The sequence below is a fragment of the Limnobacter sp. MED105 genome, from assembly GCF_000170915.1.
Lineage (GTDB): Bacteria > Pseudomonadota > Gammaproteobacteria > Burkholderiales > Burkholderiaceae_B > Limnobacter.
Map to the genome: position 1 here is coordinate 14,828 of NZ_ABCT01000025.1, position 12,404 is coordinate 27,231.

General features: G+C 53.5%; 8 protein-coding genes. 2 read left to right on the forward strand and 6 right to left on the reverse strand.

What is annotated here, in order from left to right; genetic code table 11:
* Positions 1 to 13 precede the first annotated feature (13 nt).
* The 4 genes from pgsA to purL all read right to left on the reverse strand — a co-directional run bounded on the left by pgsA (position 14) and on the right by purL (position 7,368).
* Entirely contained in the window at positions 14 to 583 is a 570-nt protein-coding gene (pgsA, locus tag LMED105_RS15025; protein ID WP_008252942.1) for a CDP-diacylglycerol--glycerol-3-phosphate 3-phosphatidyltransferase, read from the reverse strand.
* Between the two features lie 85 nt (positions 584 to 668).
* Positions 669 to 2,588 (reverse strand): excinuclease ABC subunit UvrC, encoded by a 1,920-nt coding sequence (uvrC, locus tag LMED105_RS15030; RefSeq protein ID WP_198006873.1) that lies wholly within the window; start codon positions 2,586 to 2,588, stop codon positions 669 to 671.
* A 46-nt stretch (positions 2,589 to 2,634) separates the two neighbouring features.
* A complete protein-coding gene (locus LMED105_RS15035) occupies positions 2,635 to 3,312 on the reverse strand; it encodes a uracil-DNA glycosylase (RefSeq protein WP_008252945.1) in 678 nt (225 codons plus the stop codon).
* Positions 3,313 to 7,368 carry a phosphoribosylformylglycinamidine synthase gene (purL, locus tag LMED105_RS15040; protein ID WP_008252947.1) on the reverse strand — a complete coding sequence of 1,352 codons (4,056 nt, stop codon included), beginning with the start codon at positions 7,366 to 7,368 and terminating at the stop codon, positions 3,313 to 3,315.
* A 104-nt stretch (positions 7,369 to 7,472) separates the two neighbouring features.
* On the opposite strand from purL, the gene LMED105_RS15045 reads away from it, so the two are divergent.
* Positions 7,473 to 9,149, forward strand: coding sequence for a bifunctional ADP-dependent NAD(P)H-hydrate dehydratase/NAD(P)H-hydrate epimerase (locus LMED105_RS15045; protein WP_008252949.1), 1,677 nt, complete (start codon positions 7,473 to 7,475; stop codon positions 9,147 to 9,149).
* Here the strand turns inward: LMED105_RS15045 and LMED105_RS15050 are convergent.
* Positions 9,099 to 9,779, reverse strand: a complete 681-nt coding sequence (locus LMED105_RS15050) for an ABC transporter ATP-binding protein (protein ID WP_040513714.1) — start codon at positions 9,777 to 9,779, stop codon at positions 9,099 to 9,101. The two genes, LMED105_RS15045 and LMED105_RS15050, sit on opposite strands and share 51 nt — an antisense overlap.
* On the opposite strand from LMED105_RS15050, the gene LMED105_RS15055 reads away from it, so the two are divergent.
* Positions 9,778 to 10,431 (forward strand): arylesterase, encoded by a 654-nt coding sequence (locus LMED105_RS15055; RefSeq protein ID WP_008252960.1) that lies wholly within the window; start codon positions 9,778 to 9,780, stop codon positions 10,429 to 10,431. The two genes, LMED105_RS15050 and LMED105_RS15055, sit on opposite strands and share 2 nt — an antisense overlap.
* Before the next feature lie 71 nt (positions 10,432 to 10,502).
* Here LMED105_RS15055 and LMED105_RS15060 read toward each other — a convergent pair.
* A partial coding sequence (locus LMED105_RS15060) for a SurA N-terminal domain-containing protein (protein WP_008252962.1) occupies positions 10,503 to 12,404 on the reverse strand: 1,902 nt, incomplete at its 5' end.

A 12,404-nucleotide genomic window follows, 5' to 3' on the forward strand; every position in this document is an offset into this window, starting at 1 on the left:
TGTCCGGAAGCGATCAGCTTCGATTGCGGAGTTCTGGCCAGGCTTTCATCAGGTAATAGCACATCGACCAAACCGTCAAAACGGCTGCCACGTAAATACCCAAGGTACCCAGCACATGGAAGTCGATGCCCATCCAGGTTTCATTGACCAACAACATGGGAATGGCCACCATTTGCGCGATAGTTTTGAATTTGCCAAGCCAGTTCACGGCCACGCTGTTGCGCGCGCCGATGCTGGCCATCCATTCACGCAGGGCGGAAATGGTAATTTCACGACCAATAATAATCAGCGCGATAAATGGGCCGATACGCCCAAGATCAACCAGCACAATCAAGGCAGCGCCCACCATCAGCTTGTCGGCCACCGGATCAAGAAATGCGCCAAACGCGGAAGTTTGATTCCAGCGTCGTGCCAAATAACCATCAACAAAGTCAGTAATGGCCGCAAAAACAAATACCCAAGCGCCCACCCAGTTTTGCATGGAGATAGACATGACAGTTTCAGGCAAAAAATAAATGCCGACAACCAAAGGGATCAACACAATCCTGACCCAGGTCAGGATCATTGGCAGGTTCATTGGCATATCTGTTTTTCTTTTGTTAAGTAAAAAATACACGCTATAGAGGTACAGAATATATCAGCGCCAACACCTGTTGAGGCGCACATATTCAATGCAAACGCCGATATATTTCTTCGGCCAGCGTTTTCGAAATGCCCTCGACCGTTTGCAAGTCTTCCACGCTGGCTGCTTTTACACCACGCAAACCGCCAAAACGGGTCAGCAACTTTTGCTTGCGACGCGCGCCAATCCCTTCAATTTCATCCAGCTCGGAAGCTTGCCTTGCCTTGGCACGCTTGGCCCGCATGCCGGTAATCGCAAAGCGGTGGGCCTCGTCACGAATTTGCGCAATCAACATGAGTGCGGGGTGACCAGGGCCCAGCTCCAGGCTTGGACGCCCATCTGGAAACACCAGTGTTTCCAGACCTACCTTGCGATTCTCGCCTTTTTTTACACCCACAATCAGGCCAATGTCCAGGCCCAGTTGCTCAAACACCTGGCGTGCCACTTCAATTTGCCCTTTGCCACCATCGATCAACACCACATGCGGCATCACGATGGGGGTTTTTCCTTCGCGCTGATAACGCCGTGTGACCGCTTGGCGCATGGCTGCATAATCGTCGCCCGGGGTAATGCCCTCAATGTTGTAGCGGCGGTACTCACGACTTTGCATGTCGTGATTGTGAAACACCACACACGAGGCCTGCGTGGCCTCGCCAGCCGTGTGCGAAATGTCAAAACATTCCACACGCAAAGTGGCCAACAAATCAATTTCCTCAGCAGGCGAATCTGCCACAGGCTCGGCTCCTGCGGCCGTTCCGCTGAGCAAGCCATCAGCCTCACTGGCCTGCAAGGCTTCTTCAAGCCGTGTTTCCAGGCCCAGGGTTTCAACAAGCGCGCGCGTGCGGAATTGCGCAGAACCCTGCTCTGCGATTCGTCTGGCAATTGCAATTTCCGCATTGTCAACTGCCATGTCCAACCACTTTCTGCGCTCGCTTTGCGGCTGTCGAATCAGGTTGATTTTTTTGCCAGCTTGTTGGCTCAAGGCCATCAGCAGTTCAGGCGCATCCAGGTCCTGGTTCACAATCAACAAGTTTGGAATTGGCCTGTCCACATAGGCCTGGCTCAAGAAAGCCTCCAGCACCTCGGGCCCGATATCTTCACTGGCCTGCGCTACACTGGGGAACATGGGCTTGTCACCCAAATGCCGCCCGCCGCGCACCATGGCCAGGTTCACGCACACGGCACCGCCCTTGATAACCACAGCGATAATGTCTGCATCGTCATCACCGCCGGTGGTGTCAACAGACTGCTTTTGTAACACCCGGCTCAGTGCACCCAACTGGTTGCGGTACATGGCTGCTTTCTCAAACTCCAGCAAACCGCTGGCCTCCAGCATTTTCTCTTCCAGATTGGCCAGTACCGACTTGTGGTCGCCCCGCAAGAAGCGCGATGCGGCTTCTACATCTTTCGCATACTCTTCCGGGCTGATCCAGTTCACACATGGCGCACTGCACCGCTGAATTTGCGCCTGCAAACACGGGCGTGAGCGATGAGAAAATACGGTGTCTTCACAGGTCCGCAGCAAAAATACACGCTGCAAAACCTGAATGCTTTCCTTCACAGCCCAAGCGTTGGGAAAGGGACCAAAGAACTGTGATTTTTTATCGACCGCACCGCGGTAATAGGCCACGCGCGGGTACTTGTGATTCGTCAGGCGAAGGTAAGGATAGCTTTTGTCATCGCGAAACAGAATGTTGTAGCGCGGGCTTAAGCTTTTGATCAGATTGTTCTCAAGCAGCAAGGCTTCTGCTTCTGTTCGGGTCGGTGTTACATCCACCCGCACAATACGCTCCACCATGTGGCTGGTGCGCGGGCTGGCGTGGGTTTTCTGAAAGTACGAAGAAACCCGTTTTTTCAGGTTCTTGGCTTTGCCCACATACATCACGGTGCCGTTTGCATCAATCATGCGATACACACCGGGCCGTGTCGTCAATTCCTTCAAAAACGCGGCAATGTCAAAAGGCATGTCAGGCGTTTGAGACGTTGCTTGCTCGTCGCTCATCGCCCTGCCCTTAAGCCTTCAGGTAGCGGCTGATCGATTCCAGCACAGCCTCAAACATGGGTGTGGTCAACCGGCCAGTTTGCGTGTTGTATCGGCTGACGTGGTAACTGTCGAACAAGCGAAACGCACCAAGGTCGTGTTGGGCGGCGTGTCCAAATTTGAATGCACTTTGCTTTTGATCCATGGCTTTCAGCACGGCCTGATGCCCCACCAGCCCCAAGGCCAATACAGCCTTGGGCGGGTGAACCTTGAACTCATGCGCGATGAACTGATTGCAGGTTTTAATTTCAGCCGGCGTGGGCTTGTTTTCCGGTGGTACGCACTTCACTGCATTGCTGACACGCGCATTCAGCAGTTGCATGCCATCGCCCACAGCGATTGAAACCGGCCTGTTGGCAAAACCGAATTTGTGCAAGGTGCTGTAAAGCAAGTCGCCGCAATAGTCGCCTGTGAACGGTCGCCCGCTGCGGTTTGCTCCGTGCAGCCCAGGCGCCAAACCAACAATCAGTAGTTCTGCATTCTCAGGACCAAAAGGTGGCACCGGGCCATTGAAATGAGCCGGAAATTTTTGGCGATTCTGTTCATGAAATGCATGCAAACGCGGGCAGTCAGTGCAATGCACATCAAACACCTTGGCTGGCCATTGCTGGTCCACTGCCAGGGGTTGCCATGCCAGTGTTTTGTCCATTTAACCCAAGGCCTTGCGTGCGTTGTAGAACAAACGCATCCAGGGTGAAAACTCGCCTGCGTCTTTGGGCGCCCAGCTCATTTGCACATTCCGGAACACGCGCTCAGGGTGCGGCATCATGATGGTGAAGCGGCCATCGGGCGTGGTAAAACCGGCCAGTGCGTCCGGGCTGCCATTGGGGTTGAATGGGTACTGCTGTGTGGCCTCGCCTTGCGAATTCACATACTGCACTGCCACCAAACCTTCTGCGCTCAACTGGGCATGATTGCCCTGGCGTGAAAAGTCAGCCCGGCCTTCACCGTGCGCAACCACCACAGGCACCACAGAGCCTTCCATACCGCTCAACAAAATCGAAGGCGTCTTGTTGATTTTTACATTCACCAACCGCGCTTCATATTGCTCGCTTTCATTGCGCATCAACTTGGGCCAGTGCGCCGCACCGGGTATCAAATCGGCCAGCGTGGCCATCATTTGGCAGCCATTGCACACGCCCAAACCGAACACATCACTGCGACCAAAGAATTCTGCAAACTGGTCAGCCAGCACGCTGTTGTATCGAATGGTTTTGGCCCAGCCTTCACCGGCACCCAACACGTCGCCGTAGCTGAAGCCACCGCATGCTGCCAAGCCCTGGAAGTCAGCCAGCTTGCGCTTGCCTGTCAACAGGTCGCTCATGTGCACGTCTACTGCCTCAAAACCAGCCAAGGTAAATGCACCTGCCATTTCAAGTTGGCCGTTTACGCCTTGCTCACGTAACACAGCCACACGGGGTTTCGCCCCGGTTGCAATGAAAGGCGCTGCCGGGTTTTCCGTGATGTCAAAGCCGGGTTGCCACACCAAGGCGTTGGGCAATTCAGCAGCGGCTTTGTGTTCACTTTCAGCACACACCGGGTTGTCGCGGCGTTTGGCAATCTGGTAGCTGGTGTCATCCCAAATGCCTTGCAGCTTGGCGCGGCTTTCGGAGTAAATACACTTGGCATCGCGATAAAACTCGATCACATCGCGATCATTGGGCTTGCCGATAATATTGCTGTGCTTGCTCAAACTGAAATCGCGCAGCACTTGCATGGCTTCGCTTTTTTGCGCGGCAGGCACTTGCAATACAACACCCAGTTCTTCGTTGAACAAGGCCTTCAAGGTTAGCTCACCGCGCTGTACGCTGACCTGCTCCGGGCGAATTTTAAAATCGCCCCAATCGGCTGAATACGGGTCAATGGTGATCAAATCAAGGTTGATCGACAAACCACATCGGCTTGCAAAACTCATTTCCGCCAAGGCGGCCAGCAAACCACCATCTGACCGATCGTGATAAGCGTGCACCAAACCTTTTTCACGCAAGGCATTCAACGCTTGTGCAAAGTTTTTAATGTCGCTTGCGTCTTCCACATCAGGCACATCGGTACCCAACTGGTTGGTCACCTGTGCCAATACGCTGGCACCCATGCGCATTTTGCCGCGGGCCAAATCCACCAACACCAGCACGGTGTCCTCGGCCATGTTCAACACCGGTGTTAGCGTGCCACGAACATCTGTAATTTTCGAGAATGCGGTCACAATCAAACTAACCGGCGACAACACTTCCTTCTGTACATCGCCTTCATTCCAGCGCGTGCGCATGGAAAGCGAATCCTTACCCACCGGAATGCCCAAGCCCAATTGCGGGCACAGGTCCATGCCAATCGCTTTCACGGTGTCGAACAAAGCGGCGTCTTGGCCGGGCGTACCGCAAGCAGCCATCCAGTTGGCGCTCAGCTTCACGTCCTCCAGTTTTTCAACAGGTGCGGCCAACAAATTGGTAATACTTTCCGCAATGGCCATGCGGCCTGAAGCGGGTGCATTCAATACGGCCAGCGGTGTACGTTCACCCATGGCCATGGCTTGGCCAGCGTATCCGGTGTAGTCATCAATCGTCACGGCCACGTCGGCCACGGGCACCTGGTAAGGTCCCACCATTTGATCGCGGGCCGTGAAGCCACCCACGGTGCGGTCGCCAATTGTAATCAGGAAGCGCTTGGAAGCCACAGCCGGGAATTTCAACACTTGCTCAATGGCTTGCCCCAATTCGGTTTGGGTCAAATCCATTTCTGCTTTCACCGTTTCTATGCGGTTGTCATTGCGCTCCATGCGGGGTGGCTTGCCCAGCAAAACTTCCATGGGCATGTCCACTGGGCTGCTGCTGCTTTCCGCGTCCAGCACTTTCAGTTGGCGCTCGTCAGTGACTACACCCACCACACAGAAGGGGCAACGCTCACGTTCACACAATTGCGTGAACAATTCCAGCGACTCGGGTGCAATGCCCATCACATAGCGCTCTTGCGATTCATTGCACCAAATTTCAGCGGGGCTCAAGCCACTTTCATCCAGATTCACTTTGCGCAAATCAAATTCCGCACCTTTGTTCGATGCGTCTGCCAACTCGGGGAATGCGTTGGAAATACCACCCGCACCCACGTCGTGAATGCTCAAAATCGGGTTGGCTTCACCCATGGTCCAGCAGCGGTCCAGCACTTCCTGCGCACGGCGTTCCATTTCAGGGTTGGCACGTTGCACGGAATCAAAGTCGAGCGACTCGGTGTTGGTGCCCGCATTCATCGATGAAGCAGCACCCCCGCCCATGCCGATGCGCATACCAGGGCCGCCCAGTTGAATTAACAAACTGCCCGCGGGCAAGTCACATTTGTGGGTGTGTACTTCCCGAATATTGCCCAAGCCACCAGCGATCATGATGGGCTTGTGATAACCATAAACCCGATCACCCACACGTTGCTCGAAGGTGCGGAAATAGCCACCCAAGTTCGGGCGACCAAATTCATTGTTGAATGCAGCCGCACCAATGGGGCCGTCGATCATGATTTGTTCAGGGGTCGCTATGCGTGTTGGAATGCCAACAGGCTGTGGCTGCTCACTGTGCTGATTGTTGCGCTGTTCCAAGGGCACCAAAGCGTCTTGCCCACTTTCCCAGCCTTCGCTGCCACCCTCAAAACGCAAATGCGAAGTAGTAAAACCACACAAGCCAGCTTTGGGCTTGGCACCACGCCCAGTCGCGCCTTCATCTCGAATTTCACCACCTGAACCCGTGGCAGCGCCTGCATACGGCGAAATTGCCGTGGGGTGATTGTGGGTTTCCACCTTGATCACAAAATGCGTGGTTTCCGCGTGCGGGCGATACACGCCATCGGAATCAGCAAAAAAGCGCTCAGCCTTGCCACCTGCAATCACGGCGGCATTGTCGGAATACGCCACCACCGTGCCTTGCGGCGTGGTTTTGTGGGTGTTGCGAATCATCCCGAACAGGGTTTCGCTTTGCGCTTGCCCGTCGATGGTCCAGGTGGCATTGAAAATTTTGTGGCGGCAGTGTTCGCTGTTGGCCTGCGCAAACATCATCAGTTCCACGTCGGTGGGCGAACGTCCCATCACAGTGTAGGCATCCAGCAGGTAATCAATTTCATCGTCGCTCAAAGCCAAGCCCAGTTCGCTGTTGGCTTTCACCAGTGAATTGCGACCTTCGCTCAATTCCACAATTTGCAGGCTTTTGCCCTGCAGGGGCAGGAACAAGCCTTTCACGTCAAACCCATCGGGCAGCACGGTTTCAGTCATGCGATCGTACAGCGCGGCCTTCAAGGCTTGTAAAGCAGCCCCTTCCGGCAGTTTGCTGCCACCCAGCAAGCCTTTCTTGAAGGTCAGCTGAAATTCAATGCCACGCTCCATGCGCACCACGCTTGCCAAGCCAGCATTGTGAGCAATGTCGGTCGCCTTGGAAGCCCATGGGCTGACCGTGCCCAAGCGCGGCACCACCACGCAACTCAGGTCCATGCGATCCAACGCCGGGGCAGCATGGCCGTAATCGAGCAAGCCTTCCATCACCTTGCGCTGCTGCCCTTCCAGTGCACCCCGGGTCGCCGCAAAATGAACGAAATGCGCACGCACCGCTGACACATTGGAATCAATGGCTTGCAAGCGTTTCAGCAAACCCTCTGCGCGAAAAGCAGACAAGGCAGAGGCGCCATGGAAGGTGGAAACATCGAATTGATCAGCCGAAGACAGGGCAAGAGACATGACAGCAGTGGGGGTGGTTGAGGTAATCTTGAATTATAAGTGCTACAGCCCCAAAACTGAGCACAAAGCCCGGATAAACCACCCTGAATTTCCATGGAATACGCATGCCCGAACTGATTGACCTACACCCTGAGAACCTTGGCCATGCCAACTGGCAACAGGTGGACCAAAAATCAATGCCAGTGCTGTCGGTGACGCAAATTCGGGCACTGGAGCAGACGGCTTTTGCACACATTGATTCTTTTCTTCTGATGCAAGCCGCCGGGGTACGCTCAGCCCTGAAAATTGTGGATCAAATTATTCACAGCGAGACACATTCAACTCGCTGCGTGGTCCTGGCAGGGCCAGGCAACAACGGGGGGGACGCCTGCATTGTGGCAGGAGAATTAAAACGCAAAGGTTTACAAGTTGACTTGTTGCAAGTTACCGAGGGGAAACAAGGATCGAAAGACCGCATGCAAGCGGTGCTGTGGGCCTTGGCACACGGCATTCAACCCATCGAGCTTGAGCCCGACATGCCATTGCCTGAGATTGCTTTGGGTACAGTCATAGTCGACGGCTTACTGGGCATTGCCTGCGACAGGCCACCGCAAGGCCTGATTGAACGATTGATTCAACATGTCAACGCGCATCGTCACAAAGCCAGAGTGTATGCGCTGGACTGCCCCAGCGGGTTGAACTGCAACACGGGCCATGCCGCTGGCGCAGCCATTCACGCCCACACCACCTTCAGTTACCTGGCCTGCAAACAAGGCCTGTTAAGCGAGCGCGGCAAGGGTTTGTGCGGAGAACTGTGGATAGACTCGCTGAATTGCGATGCCCTGCTTGAAACAAACAAGCACACCAACGACTGGGGCCCATTTGTTCACGCTGTTTCCCGGCTTGATCAATTGCAACGCTCGCCCACGCGGGGTCATGAGCATCACAAAGGCAGCTTTGGAAGCATCGCAGTGCTGGGGGGCCAACAGGGCATGGTGGGGGCTTGTATATTAAGCGCCAGAACCGCGCTGATGCTGGGTTGTGGACGGGTAGCCCTGACGTTGCTGCATGAAACGGACCTGCATTTACCCGATGTTCAGCGCCAAGGACAATTGCCTTTTCTAGACCTGATATTTCCGGAAATCATGAACAAGGGCCTTGAGAGCAACCTGGAGTTTGCCGACACGGTCGTGGTTGGCCCAGGCCTGGGGCAAAGTGATGAAGCTTTAAACATGGTCTACGCACTGCTTGAGCACGACAAGGGTTTGAACATGGTTTGGGACGCCGACGCACTGAACCTTCTTGCCAAAAATTCGGTGTTGCGTGCGCGGCTACAGCACTACCGGCGCAAACACCGTGCAAAAAGCCTGGTGTTGACGCCGCACCCCCTGGAGGCAGCACGCTTGCTACAAAGCACCATTGACATAATTCAGGCCGATCGCATCAAGGCGGTGAAATCGCTGGCTACCCAATTTGATTGCACTGTGGTCTTGAAAGGAACAGGCAGCCTGATCTGCGATTCAAACCAAATTGAAATCAACACCACGGGTGGCCCTGCACTGGCCACCGCGGGCAGTGGCGATGTACTTGCCGGTGCGATAGCGGCCATGCTGGGCCAAGGGCTTGAAGAATTCAGGGCAGCATCCTTTTCGGTTTACCTGCATGGATTGTCGGTAGAACCTATGGGACGCGAAAGAGAAGGCCTGCACATTTCACATGCCAGCGAAATAGCCCAGCGCATGAAAACCTGTTTAAACCACCTCTTGAGCCAAAGCGCCCGCCGCAATGGTCAATTGTCGTGAACAGCGCGCCGCCAACTTGTCGTCGTGAGTCACCAGAATTAAAGTGGTACCCAGCTCTTTTTGAAGGTCAAACATCAAATCGATGATTCGCTGCCCAGTTGCAAAATCCAGGCTGCCCGTGGGCTCATCGGCAAACACAATCGTGGGTTTACGCACAAACGCCCTGGCCAAGGCCACGCGTTGCTGTTCACCACCCGAAAGGGTTTTGGGCGTGTGGTTCAGGCGATCTCCCAAACCCACCCGTTCCAACATTTCCTTGCAGGCCTTCTCGCGATTCTGCATCGGCGTCAACTCAGTGGCCAGCATCACATTCTCAAGCGCACTCAGGTGGTCGAGCAACTGAAATGACTGAAATACAAAACCCACATGCTCGGCTCGCAAGCTGGCACGGCGATCTTCGTTAAGTTGAGTTAAGTCTTCCCCCAAAAAGCGAACTGCACCGCTAGATGGAATGTCCAACCCAGCAAGCATGCCCAACAATGTGGACTTGCCTGAACCTGAGGCTCCCACAATGGCAACTGCTTCACCTTGATTTATAGTGAACGAAATGTTTTCAAGGATGGACAAACTACTTTGCCCGTCCTGAACCAATTGATTTAAACCTTCGACTTCGAGGATTGCACGACTCATGTTTGCCTTTACTGCAAAAAAAATTAAAAACGCCTTCGCATTTGGCCTGATCGCTTTTGGCTTGTCGACCAGTGTATCCAGCTTTGCGGCAAGTGCTGGCCAGCAATGCAAAATTCTGGTGATGGGCGACAGCCTTTCGGCTGCTTACGGTTTGCCCAAAGAACAAGGCTGGGTTGCTTTGATGGAGAGTCGTTTGGCTGAAAAGTTCCCGCACTGCAATGTGGTGAACGCATCGGTATCGGGTGAAACCACAGCGGGCGGAAAAACACGTTTGCCAGCACTGCTGAAGCAGCATCAACCCACGCACATGATTCTGGAACTTGGTGCAAATGATGGATTACGAGGATTGTCGCTCGACACGATGAAAGACAACTTGACCAATATGCTGGTGGCTGCACGTCGCAGTGGGGCTCAGGCCGTGTTGATTGGCATGCAGATTCCCTCCAATTACGGCCCCGCCTACGCCCGTCGGTTTGGCGACACATTCCCTGACGTGGCACGCAAACAGAAAGTGCCACTGGTGCCGTTCATGCTGGAAGGTTTTGCGCTAGATCCGACGGCCTTTCAAGCGGATGGAATTCATCCTAACGCAGGTGCACAGCCGAAGATTCTGGAAAACATTTGGCCGACGTTTTCTGCGACATTGAAGTGAATGCATACTTTTCGCATAACCCAAACCAGAATGAGTGACGCGCTGCGAACCGCAATCACTCATTCGCTTGGTCAGAACGTCTTCTTGATCTCGACCTCAACACGCTTTTTCATTGCATCGCGTGCGGCCAGCAACAAGGCTTCTTGATACACCTGCCCTGCAATGTTCTCGTAGTACTGAACCACCTGCGGGTCGGCCTTCGCTTTGACTTCCGAAGACGGTGCACTGCTTTCAACCCAAGCCACGGCATAGCCATTGTTGCCCAGTCCAATCACCTTGGCTTTGGGCAATTCAGATACGCCTGTGTTCAACACAGACTGAGCCACCAAGCCAGGCAAACCTTCAGCACTCAAAGCCGACACGGTTTTTGAATCCGCAAAACCTGTCAACAAATCAGAACCAGCCTGTGGCTTTTCGCTGTCCAGCTTGGCGGCAAGTGCATCGGCGTCTTTCAATGCAGCTTTTGCAGCTTCTTCCTGCTTCAAGCGAGCCTGAATCACTGGTTTCATTTCCTCCAGTGGACGTGCCGCTGCCGCGGTGTAATTCACAATGCGAGCTGACACCATGGTTTCACCCACTTGCACAGCCTTGGTGTTGTTTTTATTTTCAATCGAGTCTGATGAAAAAATTTCTGCGATCACTTTCGCATCTTTCAATACCTCTGGCGCGTTGGCAGCACCTTGGGTCAAACCATTGAAGGTTTGTGCCTGCACACCAAGTGCCTTGACCACGTTTTCAAACGACTGCCCGCCTTCGTACACCAACTCCGTAAAGCGGCCTTGTGCGTCAGCGAACTGTGCGGTCATTTTCTGATTTTTGATTTCATCTGCAATTTGGGTTTTCACATCCTCAAGCGCTTGAACTTCACCGCCACGAATTTCAGTGACTTCAACGATGTGATAACCGAACTGGCTTTTCACCAAACCACTCAACTCACCTTTTTTCTGAGAGAACACAGCTTGCTCAAACTCAGGAACCATTGCACCTTTGCCAAAGAATCCGAGATCTCCGCCCTGGTTTGCAGAGCCGGGGTCGATTGAATACTGCTTGGCGAGTTCAGCGAACTTCGATGGGTTTGCTTTCAATTCAGCCAACACCTTTTCAGCCGCGGCCTTCAGATCGTCTGCAGAGGCACCCTCTTTCTCAGCATCCAACAAAATATGGCGGGCACGACGTTCTTCGGGTGTAGAAAAACGAGCCTTGTTTTGCTCGTAGTAAGCGGCAATATCAGCATCACTGACTTCAATTTTTGATTTGATGGTATCGGGCGAAAGCACTACATATTCAACATCGGCCTTTTGAGGCGCCATGAACTGCGCTTTGTTGGTTTCGTAAAATGCGGCCACTTGCTCATCGGTAATGCTGACGTTTGCAAGGTATGGGGCCAAATCAATATTTTTGACTCGCACAACGCGGCCAGCCAGCTGCACATCATCCAATTGGGTTTTCAATGTTTCGGGGAAGAAAGAAGCGCGCAACACGGGATCGAGCACCTGATTTCTAGCCAGACCAAAACGCACATTCGCCTCATGTTGCGTGGGCGTCAACCCACGCGCAGCCAATTCGCGCTTGTATGTTTCAAGATCAAATTTGCCATCCACCTGAAACAATGGAGTGCGTGCAATGTCTTCGGCCAATGCTTTGTCTGACGCAGTCAAATACTGCTTCTGCACAGACTGTTGAAGCAAATATTGAAGCACCAATGTATCCAGCAATTGACGATTGATTTCAGGTGACTCAAACACCTTGGGATCAAAGTTCTCGCCAGATTGTGCACGAGCCTCCTCAATGCGCTCACGTTTGACCTGATCGAATTCTTCCTGACTAATTGGATAGTCGCCCACAATCGCCAAGGCATTGGCGTCCGCGCTGACGGTGTTGTATCCCTCAAGACCAAACAAGGCAAATGCGGGTGCAATAAACAGCAGCAGCACAAACTGCATGATCTTCTGATTGTTTCGGATGAATTCAAA

Coding starts and splice junctions, on each gene's coding strand:
- pgsA (WP_008252942.1), bottom strand. CDS start 583: ATGCCAATGAACCTGCCAATGATCCTGACCTGGGTCAGGATTGTGTTG.
- uvrC (WP_198006873.1), bottom strand. CDS start 2,588: ATGCCTTTTGACATTGCCGCGTTTTTGAAGGAATTGACGACACGGCCC.
- LMED105_RS15035 (WP_008252945.1), bottom strand. CDS start 3,312: ATGGACAAAACACTGGCATGGCAACCCCTGGCAGTGGACCAGCAATGG.
- purL (WP_008252947.1), bottom strand. CDS start 7,368: ATGTCTCTTGCCCTGTCTTCGGCTGATCAATTCGATGTTTCCACCTTC.
- LMED105_RS15045 (WP_008252949.1), top strand. CDS start 7,473: ATGCCCGAACTGATTGACCTACACCCTGAGAACCTTGGCCATGCCAAC.
- LMED105_RS15055 (WP_008252960.1), top strand. CDS start 9,778: ATGTTTGCCTTTACTGCAAAAAAAATTAAAAACGCCTTCGCATTTGGC.
- LMED105_RS15050 (WP_040513714.1), bottom strand. CDS start 9,779: ATGAGTCGTGCAATCCTCGAAGTCGAAGGTTTAAATCAATTGGTTCAG.